At 45.0% G+C, this 16,190-nt stretch carries 15 protein-coding genes and 1 pseudogene; 1 reads left to right on the forward strand and 15 read right to left on the reverse strand.

Translation table 11 applies throughout. From position 1 onward, the window contains the following. Positions 1–271: 271 nt before the first annotated feature. The 6 genes from G5B12_RS00240 to G5B12_RS00265 are packed head-to-tail and all read right to left on the reverse strand — an operon-like array spanning position 272 to position 6,748. Complete coding sequence (locus G5B12_RS00240; protein ID WP_118061951.1) at positions 272–1,273, reverse strand: aldo/keto reductase; 1,002 nt, start codon at positions 1,271–1,273, stop codon at positions 272–274. A 58-nt stretch (positions 1,274–1,331) separates the two neighbouring features. After that, the gene (gene pfkB, locus G5B12_RS00245) at positions 1,332–2,261 is read right to left on the reverse strand and encodes a 1-phosphofructokinase (RefSeq protein ID WP_119247781.1); all 930 of its coding nucleotides are present in this window, start codon (positions 2,259–2,261) and stop codon (positions 1,332–1,334) included. Position 2,262: 1 nt separating this feature from the next. After that, entirely contained in the window at positions 2,263–3,315 is a 1,053-nt protein-coding gene (locus tag G5B12_RS00250) for a galactitol-1-phosphate 5-dehydrogenase (RefSeq protein WP_021977843.1), read from the reverse strand. 2 nt (positions 3,316–3,317) lie between these two features. Beyond that, positions 3,318–4,835: a xylulokinase gene (gene xylB / locus G5B12_RS00255; RefSeq protein ID WP_174087535.1), complete on the reverse strand. Its 1,518-nt coding sequence runs from the start codon at positions 4,833–4,835 to the stop codon at positions 3,318–3,320. Continuing rightward, a complete protein-coding gene (locus G5B12_RS00260; RefSeq protein ID WP_021977841.1) occupies positions 4,835–5,860 on the reverse strand; it encodes a LacI family DNA-binding transcriptional regulator in 1,026 nt (341 codons plus the stop codon). The genes xylB and G5B12_RS00260 overlap by 1 nt, the downstream gene beginning before the upstream one ends. Positions 5,861–5,896: 36 nt before the next feature. Continuing rightward, on the reverse strand, positions 5,897–6,748 hold the full coding sequence (locus G5B12_RS00265; protein WP_174087536.1) for a class II fructose-bisphosphate aldolase: 852 nt from the start codon (positions 6,746–6,748) through the stop codon (positions 5,897–5,899). Positions 6,749–7,093: 345 nt separating this feature from the next. Here G5B12_RS00265 and G5B12_RS00270 point away from each other — a divergent pair, with 345 nt between their 5' ends. Further along, positions 7,094–7,540 carry an RbsD/FucU family protein gene (locus tag G5B12_RS00270; protein WP_021977839.1) on the forward strand — a complete coding sequence of 149 codons (447 nt, stop codon included), beginning with the start codon at positions 7,094–7,096 and terminating at the stop codon, positions 7,538–7,540. A 111-nt stretch (positions 7,541–7,651) separates the two neighbouring features. Here the strand turns inward: G5B12_RS00270 and G5B12_RS00275 are convergent, their stop codons facing one another. From G5B12_RS00275 to galE, 9 genes and pseudogenes are all read right to left on the reverse strand, one after another. Beyond that, positions 7,652–10,612 (reverse strand): C1 family peptidase, encoded by a 2,961-nt coding sequence (locus G5B12_RS00275; RefSeq protein WP_174087537.1) that lies wholly within the window; start codon positions 10,610–10,612, stop codon positions 7,652–7,654. A 31-nt stretch (positions 10,613–10,643) separates the two neighbouring features. Then, positions 10,644–11,381 carry a hypothetical protein gene (locus G5B12_RS00280; RefSeq protein WP_021977837.1) on the reverse strand — a complete coding sequence of 246 codons (738 nt, stop codon included), beginning with the start codon at positions 11,379–11,381 and terminating at the stop codon, positions 10,644–10,646. Between the two features lie 139 nt (positions 11,382–11,520). Continuing rightward, positions 11,521–12,636, reverse strand: coding sequence for a UDP-galactopyranose mutase (glf, locus tag G5B12_RS00285; RefSeq protein WP_119247778.1), 1,116 nt, complete (start codon positions 12,634–12,636; stop codon positions 11,521–11,523). 83 nt (positions 12,637–12,719) lie between these two features. Then, entirely contained in the window at positions 12,720–12,905 is a 186-nt protein-coding gene (locus G5B12_RS00290; protein ID WP_021977835.1) for a hypothetical protein, read from the reverse strand. Positions 12,906–13,008: 103 nt separating this feature from the next. Beyond that, positions 13,009–13,293, reverse strand: a complete 285-nt coding sequence (locus G5B12_RS00295; protein ID WP_021977834.1) for a helix-turn-helix domain-containing protein — start codon at positions 13,291–13,293, stop codon at positions 13,009–13,011. Between the two features lie 208 nt (positions 13,294–13,501). Further along, on the reverse strand, positions 13,502–13,849 hold the full coding sequence (locus G5B12_RS00300) for a hypothetical protein (protein ID WP_118061956.1): 348 nt from the start codon (positions 13,847–13,849) through the stop codon (positions 13,502–13,504). 252 nt (positions 13,850–14,101) lie between these two features. Further along, the gene (locus tag G5B12_RS18215) at positions 14,102–14,239 is read right to left on the reverse strand and encodes a zinc ribbon domain-containing protein (RefSeq protein ID WP_291542162.1); all 138 of its coding nucleotides are present in this window, start codon (positions 14,237–14,239) and stop codon (positions 14,102–14,104) included. 200 nt (positions 14,240–14,439) lie between these two features. Further along, positions 14,440–14,811 (reverse strand): annotated as a pseudogene (locus tag G5B12_RS18455) (site-specific integrase); the annotation flags it as partial. A 309-nt stretch (positions 14,812–15,120) separates the two neighbouring features. After that, complete coding sequence (gene galE, locus G5B12_RS00310) at positions 15,121–16,137, reverse strand: UDP-glucose 4-epimerase GalE (protein ID WP_118061961.1); 1,017 nt, start codon at positions 16,135–16,137, stop codon at positions 15,121–15,123. Between the last annotated feature and the right edge of the window lie 53 nt (positions 16,138–16,190).

The following is a 16,190-nucleotide window of genomic DNA, read 5'->3' on the forward strand; positions in this document are numbered from 1 at the left end:
TGTCGTCCCCCTCTGTTCAGTTTCTGTTGCTTTTTTGTACATCCCCCTGGCAGATACCTCCCACTATATCTGCCATTTACATTGTTAAAAATTACTGTTTTCTATGTAAACAATAACTGTTAATTCTTTCTACATGGTAACATGTTTGTTGATAATTTACAACGGAGTTTCTTAGTCCACTTTACAGGCAGTACTGTGCAAAAAATCCCATGTCCAATATATTGGACACGGGATTTCATCGTATACAATATTACGCTGGCTGTTCCGCGATTTATTTTACAATAACGCCATCTTCATCCCAGAGGTCATGCCAGTCGTTTGCACCATGCCACAGGAATACCTGTCCTTTTACAAGACGGTTGCCTTTTTCCAGGGTTGCGATGGTTGCCATTTCCTCATCTGTAAGAGGATCCTCGGTGACACATTTCAGGTTGCTTGCATAGTTATGGACAGAGAACGGAATGGAGATCTCACCTCTCTGATGTGCCCATTTCAGAGCGATCAGAGCCGGATGAACACCATGTGCTTTTGCGATTGCCTGCATTTCCGGAACTTCCAGATCCGCAACATCCTCCGGACAGATATCTCTCTCAGGTCTGCGTGGGGAACCGATCGGCATGTAACCTACCGGCTGGATGTTATGTGCTACCAGATAATCATAAAGCTCCTGCTGCTGGAAGCATACATGCAGCTCAAGCTCGCAGGTTGCAGGTTTGATCTTCATAAGTGGAAGAACTGCCTCAAGTTTCGGAATGGTCATGTTGGAAATACCGATGTAACGGATCTTTCCTTTTTCTACCAGAGCCTCGCACTGACGGTATGTATCCATGAACTCCTCAACACTGAACGGCTTGGAATCCGGATTTCTGGAATCTACATCACATCCCGGTGCATGATAGTTCGGGAATGGCCAGTGGATATAATACATATCCACATAGTCACACTGAAGGTCTTTGATGCTCTTGTCACAGGCTTCCTCTACTCTTCTGTGCATGTCGTTCCATACTTTTGTCATGATGAAGAGATCCTTACGCTCTACAACGCCTTCGTCGAACGCATCCTTAAATACCTGGCCGATCTCATGCTCGTTTCCGTAGCATGCGGCACAGTCGAACATACGGTAACCACTGCGGATCGCGCCTGCAACAGCTGCAGATACATCCTCGGCGGATACACGGTCGGAACCGAAGGTTCCCATTCCGACGCATGGAACCTGTTCGCCGGAAGGAAGTGTCACTTTCGGCACGATTGCCGGATTGATAACTTCTGCCATCTTTACATCTCCTTTTTTATGAAAAAATTTTTCTTATTATAAACTTGTTTTACAGCCTCTATAATTTTTTGATTTCAATCTGTGGAAGAAGTTTCTCCATATCTTCCATCACAAAGAAACCGGTCTCCTCACGCATGGCTGCTGCCGCTGAGATCGCGCTGGCCCTGCGCAGGGTCTCTTCCAGGGAAAGTCCCTCGCTTAATCCAAGGGCAAAACCTGCGATCATGGAATCTCCACAGCCTACAGTATTTACTGCATCGATCTTCGGAACTATCGCACGGAAAATCCCCTCCTCGCCAACTGCCAAGGAGCCATCTGCTCCAAGAGAAACCGCTACGATCTCCACGCCACCGGCATGGATGGCTTTTGCCGCTTCGATGATATCGTTGATGTCATCACAGTGCTTTCCCGTAAGCATTCGGATCTCGTCGATATTGGGCTTGATCAGTGTTGGTGCTGCCTTGATTCCCTCTTCCAGAAGCTTTCCGCTGGTATCCAGGATCACCGGTTTTCCTGCGTCTTTGACAATCTTCACAAGACGCTGATAGGCAGTTCCGTCAAGTCCTTTGGGCACGCTGCCGGACATTGCAACAACAGAAGCGTCTTTTACAAGCTCGCGGAATTTTTTCTCAAATCCCTCAAAGTCTGCCTCTGTGAGAGTAAATCCCGGCTCCAGGAATTCGGTCTGCACGTGATTCACTTCATCCCAGATATTGATGCAGGAACGGCTCTCCGAGTCCACATGGTAAAAAGCGCTCTTGATGCCAAAAGGTTTCAGGGCATCTTCAATATAATTGCCTGCGTGGCCGCCCACAAAACCTGTGGCAACCACTTCGGCACCGTAAATGGACGCCGGCTTGGAGACATTCAGTCCCTTTCCGCCGGGAACATAGGTACATTCCCGTACCCGGTTCACTTCGCCCACTTTAAAATCATCTACTACATAACGCTTGTCAATGGCAGCGTTTAACGTTACAGTCAGGATCATATCAGTCTTCCTCATTGGAAAGAAGGATCTTTCCTTTTACAAGGCCCGGGGTCTTGAACAGCTGGAATGCTTCCTGTGCCTGGCTCATCGGGATCTTCTTGTAGATGAAGCCCGGATCAAATTTCAGCTGGCCGGTTGCAAAGTAATGCGCGGTCAGATCCCACTCACGTCCCGGATATGGTGCACTGTAGGACATCCAGGAACCGGTAAGTTTGAACTCTTTACGGTTCATATTCTCCCACTGTTTCGGTGTGAAAGTAAGGTTCTCATGAGGAGTACCGATAAAGCATACATGGGCTTTGTTTGCAGCAAGCTCAAATGCCATGTGCATAGTAGGAACTTGTCCGGCTGTCTCGAATACAAAGCCGTATCCTTTGCCGCCTGTGATGGCCATGGCCTTCTCCATGTAGCCTTCTTCTTTTGTGTTGATGACTTCATCTGCGCCGAGACGTTTTGCAAGGGCAAGTCTCTCATCGCTGATATCAAAAACTACGACTTTCTTGGAGCCGAAGATCTTTGTCCACTGCATGGTAAACATACCAACGGTACCGCCGCCCAGGATTGCCACATACTCACCGCCGTGGTAATCATTCTGGAATACACCGTGGATGGCTACGGTTGCAGGCTCAAACATAGCGCCCTGCTCATATGGAACATTGTCTGCAAACGGTACGGCATTTTTCTCAGGAACTACTACATAGTCCGCATTTGCTCCCTGCTCTCTGGAACCGATGAAGCTGTAATGTTTGCAGAGGGAGTAATTACCTTTCTGGCAGTCGTCACATTTCATACATGGAAGAAGCGGTGCACCGGATACACGGTCGCCGACTTTTACCTTGGTAACGCCTTCTCCGACTTCCACTACATCACCGGAAAACTCATGTCCAAGTACGATCGGATAAAAATGTACGCCGTGGTTTAATACACGAGGGATATCAGATCCACAAATTCCGGAATATCTTACTTTGATCTTTACGTGACCCGGAGTTACCTGTGGTTCTTCCACTTCCTGGTACTGGACATCTTCATTTGCTACTACTACTGCTGCTTTCATGATTATTTTTCCTCCTCATTTCTCATCATAGGTTCAAGAGATTTATAGAGATTTAAATAGGTTTTATAGGTTTTCTCATAAACGGCCCTGTTATCCGGGTTCGGTTCATGTCTTCTTGTTTCTTTTACGGTAAGGCGGATGGCTTCATCATAATCCTGATACATTCCAACGCCAATACCTGCCAGGATCGCTGCGCCAAGGGTTGTGGCTGTATCGGATGACGGTACTACGATCGGCTTGCCGGTAATATCGGATTTGATCTGAGTCCAGAGAAGAGAATTGGCGGATCCTCCCATTGCACGGAGAGCTTCCACATCTGCTCCTGCTTCCTTTGCCACCTCCAGGTTGTGCTTCAGGGAAAGTGCCACGCCTTCCATGCAGGCACGTACCATATGGCCCTTGGTCTTGGCGAAATCCAGTCCATAGAATACACCTTTTGCGTTCGGGTTCCAGATTGGGGAACGCTCGCCGGACATATATGGAAGAAATACCACACCGTCACTGCCTGGAGCAATTTTTTCCGCGATCTCATTGAGCTGATCCAGGGAAGACCCTTTTTCCTCAGCTACAGAGCGCTCATAATCTGCGAACTCACGTTCAAACCAGCGCATGACACCACCGCCGCCGGTTGTGCCGCCCTGAAGGAGCCACTGTCCCGGAACTACGTGATATCCGAGGATCAGTCTGGGATCTGCCTTGTACTCGTCCATGCAGATACTCATTCCTCCGGCCTGTCCGCCCTGTTCCTGTGTCTCTCCCGGATGGATCACTCCGGCCCCCAGCGTTCCACATGCCGCATCCAGACCGCCGGCAACAACCGGTGTTCCCACAGCAAGGCCGGATTCTTCTGCTGCTTTCTCTGTAACCGTTCCCACAACATGGTCACAGTCGCAGATCTCAGGAAGAAATCCCATGGGGATTCCAAGTTTTTTGCACATTTCCTCATCCCAGGCTGCTTTTCTCATGTCAAAGCAGTGCAGGCCGTATCCCTGTGAAACATCCTGACTCATCACACCGGTCAGTTTGTAGGCAATGTAGCTGTTGGACTGCAGGATCTTGTCGATCTTTGCGTAAACTTCCGGGAGATTTTCTTTGTACCAGAGGATCTTTGCGGTTGTGTAGGATGGCTGAAGAGAATTACCGGATACTTCAAAAATCTTGTCCGCTCCGATTTCTTCGTTCAGTCTGTCGCAGATGGACTGTGCTCTGGTATCCATCCAGATCGGAGTGTTTGTAAGAACATTTCCGTCCTTGTCCATGGCAATGGCGGACCAGCTCTGGCCGTCAATGCCGATACCTGCGATCTCCTCCAGCTGGATCCCGGCTTTTTCGATCACTTTTTTTACTGCCTGACAGACAGCACTCCACCATTCTTCCGGATTCTGCTCTGCCCAGCCTTCTTTCGGATAATATACCGGATAATCACCATTGGCTGCTGCCACTACGGTTCCTGACTTTTCAAAAACCGCAACCTTGCAGGCACTGGTGCCGATATCAATACCAAGTAAATATGGTTTCATTATGAATTCTCCTTCTCCTTTAGCACACGCACGGATTTCCCCATAATAATTTCCGCGCCAAGCTTCTCTGTGATCGGCTCCGTTTCTTCGCTCTCTGCCTCTCCCAGCCGTTTCAGCATAATGCTCGCCACTTCCCTGGCAATGCCCGATGTAGGCTGTGCCACGATGGTAAGCTTGGGGCTGCAGGCTCTGGCAAACTGCAGATTATCAAAACCGATCATGGAAAGCTGTTCCGGAATTTTCAGATCCAGCTCATTCATTCCGATCACCGCCCCCATGGTCATCTCATAGTTGGTAACGAATACGGCTGTCATATCCGGATTGTCCGCCACAAGTTTCTCGATTCCTCTCACGCCACCCTGAATGGTATAGTCGCCGTGATAGATCAGAGATTCCCGTACCGGAAGATTTTCTTTTTCATATGCGCTTCGGTATCCCTGGAGACGTTCCTGCGCCGTGGAAATTTCCTCCGGGCCGCCGATAATCCCGATCTTACGGTGTCCTGCCTTAAAAAAAACTCTCATGGCATCCTCGGCCGCCTTCTCATTGTCCACAAGAACACTGTCGCAGGAAAGCTCCTGTATTCTTCGGTCAATGAGTACAATGGGCTTCCCGGTTTTCTGGAATTTTTTCAGATGATTGCCTTCAGCATCCACCGGCATGCTGATGATCCCATCCACACGTTTCCGGCTTAAAAATTCCACTGCGTCCCGCTCCAGTTTCTTATCGGTACGGCAGTCACAGACAATGGTGGCGTATCCGTGGCTTCGCAGCACATCCTCCATTCCTGTGATGATCTCCGCACAAAAGGTATTATTAAGCTCCGGGATCACTACCCCGATGGTCTTGGTGGCATTGGTCTTCAGGCCTCTTGCCACCTCATTGACCTCATAGTGCAGTTCCTCGATGGCTTCCTCGATCTTTACTCTGTTTTTTTCTCTTACGTTTCCGCCATTAAAATAAGAAGAAATCGTCGCAAGCCCAAGTCCCGTCCGCTTGGCAATATCTTTCATGGTTGCTGCCATACTGATCACTCCGTTTCTGCTTTTTACAGAAATTCCTTATTCTGCCTTTCCATCGCAGCCGCAGACTTTCATACGTGCCTCAACCAGCTCTTTCACTGCCTGGATGGCTTTCTTTCCGTATGCCTTCGGGTCGATGGTGTCCTCATTCTCTGTAAATGTCTCTTTTACTGCTTTGGAGTATGCTGCACGAAGCTCTGTTGCAAAATTTACTTTACAGATACCACGTTTTACACAATCACTGACATCCTCATCGCTGAGTCCGGATGCTCCGTGAAGAACAAGCGGGATATCTACAACTTCGCGGATCTCACTTAAGCGCTCTTTGTCAAGAACCGGTGTTCCTACATAGAAGCCATGTGCGGTTCCGATGGCAACTGCCAGAGAAGTAACACCTGTGCGCTCTACGAATTCTTTTGCTTCCTGCGGATCTGTGTTGGTGTCTGCCTCAGCCTCAAGGTCGTCCTCTTTACCGCCTACCTTACCAAGCTCAGCCTCACATGGAATGTTCAGGGCTGCTGCTACGTCCGCAACTCTCTTGGTCTCTTTGATATTGTCCTCAAAATCCAGTTTGGAACCGTCGATCATCACAGATGTGTAGCCTGCATGCATTGCCTGCATTGCAAGTTCAAAACTGCTGCCGTGGTCAAGATGAAGGCATACCGGAACAGAAGCCTTGGCTGCCTCTGCTGCCACGATTGCTGCGTAAGTCTCAACAGTACCATATTTGATCGTAGATGGTGTTGTCTGGATCATAACCGGTGCTTTCAGCTCCTCAGCTGCCTGGATGATCGCTTTCACCATTTCCATATTCTCTGCGTTGAAAGCTCCTACCGCATATCCGCCCTTCTGTGCTTTTAACAGCATTTCTTTAGATGTAACCAGTGGCATAATCTTTTCCTCCTTGGAATTATTGTGTTTATTTTTTATATTATTTCTTCATTTGATCCAGAAACCGAAACGTTTCTGTTTGAGTTCATCTTAACGCACCGAAACGTTTCTGTCAACTATAAAATTTTCATCATTTACAGGAAAATATTACCTTGAAAAGAAGACAAAATACCGTTAGATTAATAATTAAAAGTAATACAAACCTGTGGCCGGGCAGGTCCGTCTGATACTACCGGCAGCATAACAATTTCAGGAAGCGCTGTATCCCGTTCTGAATACCAGAAACGGATGCAGCATTTTCCGGAAATGTTATAAGTACACAATGATCTTAGGAGGATATGAACAATGTTAAAAGGAATTCCAGAAATCTTATCACCAGAATTACTGAAAGTTTTATGTGAGATGGGACACAGTGACCGTCTTGTAATCGCTGACGGAAACTTCCCGGTAGAATCCATGGGAAAAAATGCCATTACCATCCGCTGTGACGGACATGGTGTTCCGGAGATCCTGGATGCCATCCTGAAACTCTTCCCGCTGGATACCTATGTAGAACATCCGGTAAACCTGATGGAAGTAATGCCTGGTGATGACGTGGAGACACCGATCTGGGATACATATAAAGAGATCGTTTCCAAACATGACGAGCGTGGCGAGAAAGCCATCGGAAATATCGAGCGTTTCGCATTCTATGATGAAGCAAAAACTGCATACTGCATCATCTCCACAAGTGAGAAAGCACTTTATGCCAATGTAATGCTTCAGAAAGGTGTTGTGATCAACAACGACTGATCTTTCTTCTGAACTGCCTGATATATCATATATACACACATATTCAACCAGAAACTCCCGTTTCCATACTCTTTTCAGAGGAATGGAAACGGGAGTTTTGACTTTTTGTTTTTATCTTTTTCCTGATTTTGCAGCGTAACTTCCGCAGAGCGTTTTCCCTTCGGATGTTTTTACACCGGCACGGACCGCATAATAGTAGGTTGTCCCCTTCTTCGCCGTCTTATCCTCATAAGATACTGTAGTACTTCTGCCTGAGACAGTGCCTATTTTTTTCCAGGTGCTGTTTTTGGTCTTCCGGTAAACATCATAGAATGTTGCACGGCTCTGTGCCCTCCAGTAAAGTTTAAGTCCACTGGATGTTTTCTTCACAGCAGAAATTTTCTGGATATCCGGATAGGATAAAACAGCTCTGCTCTCCTTATAACTGCCAAAAACTTTCTTTCCGTCTACGTTACGGTATGCACGTACAGAATACGTATAAGACGTAATTCCCCGGATCTGGGAATCCTGATAGCTGGAAACATTACTTTTCACTTCAGCGATCCTCTCCCAGTCACTGTTCCCTGTTCTGCGATATACACGATAGCCGCTTGCTCCCGGAACTTTCCCCCAGGAAACTGTATTTTTCGGACCAGAAACCGCAGTCGCACTGGCTGCTGCTTTTGCAAGTTTTGTCTTTGCGGACACGGCAGTGGAAGCAGTTCCATAGAGCGTTGTTTTTCCTGTACATACATATGCTGCCCTGACACGGTAACTGTAGGTATTTCCTGTTTTTACAGTCGTATCACTCCAGCTTTGTATACTGGATTTCATACTCGTCAGTTTGCTTTCTTTTCCACCGTTTTCGCTTCGGTAGATCACATAATAGTTGCATCCCGTTACTGCTGACCAGGCCAGGTTGATCTTATTGTAGGCTTTGGAAGTGATCTTCAGCCCGGCAGGCTGTTTTAATTTCACGGTTACTTTACAGGATGCCCTGATTCCTTTCGCGTTATTTCCATAGCAGGAAATCGTCACTGTTCCGGGATGCTTCGCAGTTACCAGACCATTACTGCTGACTGTGGCAATATTCGTATCCGAACTCTCCCAGCTGATTCCGGACGTTGTCATCTCCGTTCTTGTTGCGGAAGCACTCAGAGATTTTTTCTCACCGGCATACATGGACAGAGATGTATTGGAAATCTGCATTTTTGCCGGGCTGTCCAGTGTTTTTGTATGGGCTTTGATCCGATAGGTAATTCCATAAATATCCCTCGTTTTGGTACTTAACACAAGATCCGCACCATCTTCCCATTCTTTCTGCGAATTCAGATAACGGAAACTCTGACCTGACAGAATCGAGGGTTCGAATTCGCACCAGCCATAAGAAACTTCTGCTTCCACATAATACTTAATAGTTGCATTTCCCGCATTCGTTACCACAATAGAGTAAGAACTTCCCTGGCTGATCAGTACCTCCGGGATCTGAAATGTCATAATTCCGGCCATCGGCTGTCTTAAAGTTACCGGTGTGGCATATGCCGGCGTTCCACTTGTGGGATCTTTTGCGTTTTTAAGGTTTGTATACACCTGCACTTTATAGGTATTGTTGGTCGTCAGAGCTGCAAGCGTCACTTCGCCAAGCTTCTCCGCCTTACCGTTTCCTGCAGAAGCACGGAAAACACTGGCAATCTTATCTCCGGCATACATCGCCAGGGCACTCAGCCCGCAGGTTCCGTCATAAAAATAATTATTGGTATACTTTGGCTGATTCGTTGCTGAAGCTGCCACCAGGTTGTTAATGGAACCATCCTGATAAGATAAGTAGAAATATCCATTTTTTCCCCAGTTTTCTCCCCAGCTGTTCTTGACGATCCATGCACCATCTGCAGTTACATTCGACGCTGTCTTAAAATTTTTTGCAGAATAATTGTCATCCCATCCCACTACTGTAACCAGATGGTTGATGCTTTTGGTACTGGACGGATAGGAGTATGCGGCTGTATCCGCATTGTAATATCGATTCTGTGCATTGTACATAAGGGTCACTGCATTATTCGCAAGCACCATTTTTTTCATTGCACTTACTGAATAATCGGAAAAATATGCATTCTTCAGATATGCCACCGCATCGTATTCCTTGGACGCATCCGGGATTACTCCGGTTTTCTTCGTATGTGTCTCATCTGTTGCCATCGGAACATCTTCTTCTGTTGTCATCCCTGACCAGGTGCTCAGAAAAAATGATGCGAGCATGTCATTTCCGGATTCATGATAATCCTGATTTCCATAGTCATCTGTTCCATAATGGTAATTAATATCACCGGCAGTATTTCCAAGAGGATCGTTATTCCGGTTTGCAAAAAAATACGCCAGATGTTCTTCAGAAAGATCATATGTTCCAAGGCCCTGTGAAAGGAGTGAAGTCTCCAGAAGTGATGCCATTCCAAATGCCCAGCACATTCCGTAGGGTTCCTGATTTTTCACAGAAGTTACGTATCCCAGATCCGCTGCATTATAGTAGGACGGATACGCCGCTGCCCGTGCCCCTGGAACATCCTCTGTATCATTTCCGATAGGCTCAACTGTCGTGTAACTGGTAAGGGAATCAAACGGAGCCAGCTGTTCTTTTTCTTCCTCTTCTGTCAGCGGACGCCCTTTGATATATTCTATTTGGGAGTCTTCCCCATCACCGGTTCCATCTCCAAATGTGTTCTCTGTAGAATCAGAAAAAACATTCTCCTCACTATCCGGCGAAGTCCAGTCTGTTCTGTCATCCTGATCCAGCTCCTCCGAAATATTGTCGTCACTTCCCTGCGAGATCTCTTCCGTTTCTGTATCTGAGGTTCCTGCCACAGATACTCCATCCGTATCGTTCTGCGTAGTTCCACCATCTTCAGCCCCTGCTTCAGATGATTCCCCGGTTTGACCCTGATTTCGTATGCTCTGACTTCTCTCTGTCTCATCCGCATCCGCTGACACGACTGCCGTATCACCGAAATCCGCAGCCATAACCGGCACCTGACTACCCGCGACAGCCACACTCAGAAATAATGGAAGCAATTTTTTCCTGAACAGTTTTGATCTTTTCACATGATTCTCCTCTTTTGCTTTAACTGTATGATTATCCTCTTTTTTTCAAATGATAACCGAAAATCCCGATCACTGCAAGCGCTGTCGCTGTCCCGATCCAGATAAAAGGATTCCTGTACCATACTTTTGTTTCTTTGAAGGATTTCGCAACGGAACCATTGACCGGTTTCGCATCTGTCTCTTCCTGTTCTTCTGTGGAAACCGGAGATATCTGTACTGCCGGACCATATACTTCCCCAGTTCCGCCGGAAGATACTTCTTTCTCTGTTCCGGAGACATCCGTACTGTCATCTGATTCCCGTGGCGTTCCTGATACGGCAATACCGTCATTCGGTTCCTGCCGGGTTTCGGATGATCCCGTCTGGTCATTCAGACCCTGTTCAATTCCGGTTCCTGCTGAATCTGCACCGGTTCCTTTCGTTATTCCGGCTGCTGCCAGCTCTTCATCCTTCGATGGTCGGAGTTCATCAAGAGGCACATATCCATGTCTTCCCTGATACTCGGTATAACCCCAGTTCTCGCCGTCTTTCTCCGTTTCCCCTTCAATATGCAGAACTGTTCCGTCTTTAATTTCAGTTCCGTTAAATTTTCCACTTTTTTTATCTGTTGACGGATAAATATCCACTCCGTCCTCACCGGAATCCACGGTCATATAATAATCCGTGCTGCTCTGCGGAAGTTCCACTTTCTCTGATCTGTCCGCATAAACCGGCATACTTACCGTCACTGTCAGCAAAGCCGCCAGCAGCACACCTTTTATTCTTTTCATTCTGTCTCCTCCATCCGTACCCGCATCTTCGTTTCCCGTATACGCAAAATCCTCTTATATTTCTCTTCTGCTCCGAAATATAAGAGGATCTTATCATTAGTAGTGGTACTGCCAGCGTTTCCTGTCTGGTGTATATGTTTTATGCCAGTTCTCTCTCGCACATATCCAGTGCAGACGCGATTACCGCATCCATATCATAATACTTGTACTCGCCAAGACGTCCGCCAAAGATTACCTTGGATTCCTTCTGTGCAAGTTCTTTATACTGTGCGTAAAGCTGTCCGTTCTTCTCATCATTAACCGGATAATATGGCTCATCGCCCGGTTTCCACTCAGAACTGTACTCACGGCTGATCACAGTCTTCGGAAGATCGTTGCCTTTCTCATCCTTGCCGAACTCAAACCATTTATGCTCAATGATACGTGTCCACGGTGTCTCAACATCTGTGTAGTTCACAGCTGCATTACCCTGGAAATTCGGCTTATCAAGAGTCTCATTCTCAAAACGGACAGAACGATACTCCAGTGTTCCAAGCTTATAATCAAAGTATGCGTCAATGGCACCTGTGTAGATAACCTTCTCAGCCATAGCATCATACTCAGCCTTCTTCTCAAGGTAATCCTCATTCAGACGAACCTCAATGCCGTCCAGGAGGTTCGCTACCATCTTCGTATATCCGCCAACCGGGATTCCCTGATAAAGAGCATTGAAATAGTTGTTATCAAAAGTCAGACGGACCGGAAGTCTCTTGATGATAAAGGAAGGAAGCTCTGTGCATGGACGTCCCCACTGCTTCTCTGTATAACCCTTGATCAGCTTCTCATAGATATCTGTACCAACCAGGCTGATTGCCTGCTCCTCAAGGTTCTTCGGTTCTGTGATACCAGCTGCCTTACGCTGCTCCTCGATTTTCTCAGCAGCCTCCTCCGGAGTCACAACCCCCCACATCTTATTGAAGGTATACATATTAAACGGAAGGCTGTACAGCTCACCATGATAATTGGCAACCGGGCTGTTTGTAAAACGGTTGAACTCCGCAAACTGTGTAATATAATTCCAGACCTTCTTATTATTGGTATGGAAAATATGTGCACCATACTTATGAACATTGATTCCCTCAATCTTCTCTGTGTACACGTTTCCTGCAATATTCGGGCGTTTGTCGATCACGAGAACAGATTTGCCCGCCTTCTTCGCCTCATGAGCAAAGACAGCACCGTAAAGACCGGCGCCTACGATAAGATAATCGTACATTCGTTTTTCTCCTTGTTGTTTGATGTGATTATTTTAACACCTGTGCTGCGGGTATGGCAAGTGTTCTTTTTTACCGACATATGTTATTTTCTTTTTGCATAAATGACTATTACATCACCATTGTATTCGTGTTCGGCGATCTTTTCATAGCCAAATCCAACCATTTCGTTCAACACATGTTTCATATCTCCTGATGCTTCTTTCTTATCAACGGCTATATAATATTTATTATTTTCTGAAATCAGTTCTTTTGCATTGTCATTATCCATAATAAGCTCCTTTCTTGCGGTTGTATGTCAAGCGGATATTCGCAATCCGCATTCGCTACGCAGTTCTACACCGAATAACTGCTTCGCAGATTCGGTTAAAACATTATTTGCAGTAATTTAATAACACCTCCAATAAATTAATTCCTATTCCATTACAATATTTCACAAAAGATTCTATTGATGGATTTCCATTATATGATTCAATTTTCGAAATCATCTGTTGTGTTAAACCTGTTCTCTGTGCAACATCTTTTTGCGTTAACTTTTTTTCTTTCCGGATTCTTTTCAGACATATAGCAATATTATAAATTTCCGTTTCTATCTCATATTGCTTTTTAAGTATCAAATCAGATGCTACTTCTTTTTTCAACTCTTCTAATGCACCCATATTGCTATTTCCTTTTACAATAAACTAAATCAAAGACATCTTTATCCATTTTTATAACATTGAATATTTAAATATAATTTTGGATCTAGCATAACACTCATCACTCCTTTCTTTCATAAATTATATTTTTTCGAAACTATATAAACACTTTTAGGACTTCTGCCTGAGAGATCAATTCTCTCAGGCACTAATGCTCCAGTGGTATTTTCTATATATGTTCTCTGTGAATAAGCGGATTTTTTAACATTCGTTTTTCCCTGTCAACAGCGGTTTTCTTATCTGTCTTTTCCGTCTTATTTTTCTGTTTATGCTCCGTTATATATACAATATTTATAGTATTATCCAAACCCCTGTAATAAAATATACGCACATCTTTCTTCTTAATTTCGTAAAGTGTTGGCGTAATCTTTTTATCAATCGGTCTCGTAGTAAAGTTCTCTAGTCCATCCTTTAGTATTCCCTCCAGCACAGTTAATACTATCGGCTTTACTTCGTTTGAAAGATTACTTAAAATATTTTTACCACCGGAGGTCCTATACACGAAAATCTGTTCCATATAGTTCCTCCATAACAACTGTTGGTTGTATTTTTCTGTAGTTTATACCATATGTTCAAAATTGTCAAGCCTGTTGACAATAAAATCTATAAGCGCAAAATCCCGCATAGTGACATACTCCCACCACTTAAATCTTATAGATTTTGATGTGGGGGTTCCTGCTCAATTGCCCTTCAGAGCAAAGATAAAACAGGCTATCCCTGCGTGTCCCGCGGTTTTTATAAGTACGGATGCGAACTTTTTATTGTGTTATCATGCACATTCTATAAGGATCCGTTTTCCTTCGTTCATGATATTGAATGCCGCATTCACATCACGATCCATTCTGTTTCCACATTCACAGTAATAAATTCTTTCAGATAAAGACAAAATCTGGATGTGTCTGTACAAAGAACAGAAATTAATTTTGTGAGATTTTCCTGAGATATGATATTAAAAGAATGTTCTATTATTTTAGGATAACGAAATTCCAGCTGAGAAAGATGATTGATATATCCCTGCTTTTCTCCATATTGAAGGATACTGTGGAATAAAATAAGAATGTTTTTTATGGTGCGGGAAGAAAGCCCTTCTTTTTTCAGTTTTTCGGAAAATCTGTATATAGAATCTGATGAGATATATTTTACAGGAATGTCCCCAAATTCAGGAATAATATGTATGCTGATCAAAGTTTCATAACAGGTATAAGTACTGATCTTTACAGTGTATCGAACAGATGCCAGCCATTCCTGATTAAGGTTCCGAAAGAAGATTTTTCTTCCGATATTTGTCTGTGGCCTGTTTTTACATAAAATTGCCAGCTTTTTCTTTTTTACAGAATCATAAGTGTGAGCATATACATAGCCATACTGAATCCGGCCATTTTGGTCACGGGATTTTTCATAGCGCGCTTCCCATCTTCCATCTTTTCTCTTTCTGATATTTTCCCCTTTTCTAGGCATAATTGCAGTCTCCTTTTTCATTCATTATAGCAAAAGCCTGACCATTTTTGTGACCACGAATCGGCGAAAAAAGGAAGCCAGGTGGCGTATTTAGGAATATCTCACACCCAAAAAGAGCATAACCTGCTAAATATAGTGCATTTTTCGTGGCTTGACAACACATATTGCCGATGCTATCATTGCTTATGATTCGGAAACTATGTATAATTGAGAAAAACAGGTGTCGCTTATGGAAATGATAAGCGACATTTTTACCCCAAAAAAACAGGCAGACCTCTCTTATAAAAAGAAGCCTGCCTGTTTTTATTTATGATATGTACTTACCGTTTCTTAATCCTCATATCCATTCGGATTCTGGCTCTGCCATTTCCAGGAGTCTGCACACATCTCGCGGATTCCGTTCTCTGCTTTCCAGCCAAGTTCTCTCTCAGCTTTGGATGCATCGGAGTAGCAGGTTGCGATGTCTCCAGGGCGGCGTGCTTTGATCACGTATGGGATTTTAACACCTGTAGCTGCCTCGAAGTTCTTAACAATGTCGAGAACGCTGTAGCCTTTACCTGTTCCAAGGTTGTAAATGCTTAATCCGGATTTATCTTCCAGTTTCTTGAGGGCTTTTACATGGCCTTTGGCAAGGTCTACTACATGGATGTAGTCACGGACACCTGTTCCGTCCGGTGTATCGTAATCGTTTCCGAATACGCCGAGTTCTTTCAGTTTACCTACTGCAACCTGTGTGATGTATGGCATCAGGTTGTTCGGGATACCGTTCGGGTTCTCACCGATGGTTCCGCTCTTATGAGCACCGATCGGGTTGAAGTAACGAAGAAGAACTACATTCCACTCCGGATCTGCCTTCTGGATATCTGTAAGGATCTGCTCCAGCATGGATTTCGTCCAGCCATATGGGTTGGTGCACTGTCCCTTCGGGCACTCCTCTGTGATCGGGATGATTGCCGGATCTCCGTATACGGTCGCTGAGGAAGAGAAAATAATATTCTTGACATTATGCTTTCTCATCACATCCACAAGTGTCAGGGTTCCTGCGATATTATTCTCATAATATTCCCACGGCTTGGCAACGGATTCACCTACTGCTTTCAGTCCTGCGAAATGAATACAGGAGTCGATCTCTTCTTTGTCAAAAACTTCATTCATTGCGTCACGGTCCAGGATGTCTGCTTTATAGAATTTCACCGGTTTTCCTGTGATCTTGGATACTCTGTCCAGAGCCTTCTCACTGGAATTACATAAATTGTCAACTACTACAACATCATATCCTGCGTTCTGCAGTTCTACAACGGTATGACTTCCAATGTATCCTGCTCCACCTGTTACTAAAATTGCCATAGTTTTTCTCCTCCTCTACTGGATCTAACTGTTCCTGTTTATTTTAGCACTGT

The organism is Blautia sp. MSK.20.85, assembly GCF_013317245.1.
Classification (GTDB): Bacteria; Bacillota; Clostridia; order Lachnospirales; family Lachnospiraceae; genus Blautia_A.

Coding starts and splice junctions, on each gene's coding strand:
- G5B12_RS00295 (WP_021977834.1), bottom strand. CDS start 13,293: ATGGGTGCATTAGAAGAGTTGAAAAAAGAAGTAGCATCTGATTTGATA.
- G5B12_RS00260 (WP_021977841.1), bottom strand. CDS start 5,860: ATGGCAGCAACCATGAAAGATATTGCCAAGCGGACGGGACTTGGGCTT.
- G5B12_RS00290 (WP_021977835.1), bottom strand. CDS start 12,905: ATGGATAATGACAATGCAAAAGAACTGATTTCAGAAAATAATAAATAT.
- glf (WP_119247778.1), bottom strand. CDS start 12,636: ATGTACGATTATCTTATCGTAGGCGCCGGTCTTTACGGTGCTGTCTTT.
- G5B12_RS00240 (WP_118061951.1), bottom strand. CDS start 1,273: ATGGCAGAAGTTATCAATCCGGCAATCGTGCCGAAAGTGACACTTCCT.
- pfkB (WP_119247781.1), bottom strand. CDS start 2,261: ATGATCCTGACTGTAACGTTAAACGCTGCCATTGACAAGCGTTATGTA.
- G5B12_RS00250 (WP_021977843.1), bottom strand. CDS start 3,315: ATGAAAGCAGCAGTAGTAGTAGCAAATGAAGATGTCCAGTACCAGGAA.
- G5B12_RS00280 (WP_021977837.1), bottom strand. CDS start 11,381: ATGAAAAGAATAAAAGGTGTGCTGCTGGCGGCTTTGCTGACAGTGACG.
- galE (WP_118061961.1), bottom strand. CDS start 16,137: ATGGCAATTTTAGTAACAGGTGGAGCAGGATACATTGGAAGTCATACC.
- xylB (WP_174087535.1), bottom strand. CDS start 4,835: ATGAAACCATATTTACTTGGTATTGATATCGGCACCAGTGCCTGCAAG.
- G5B12_RS00265 (WP_174087536.1), bottom strand. CDS start 6,748: ATGCCACTGGTTACATCTAAAGAAATGCTGTTAAAAGCACAGAAGGGC.
- G5B12_RS00300 (WP_118061956.1), bottom strand. CDS start 13,849: ATGGAACAGATTTTCGTGTATAGGACCTCCGGTGGTAAAAATATTTTA.
- G5B12_RS00270 (WP_021977839.1), top strand. CDS start 7,094: ATGTTAAAAGGAATTCCAGAAATCTTATCACCAGAATTACTGAAAGTT.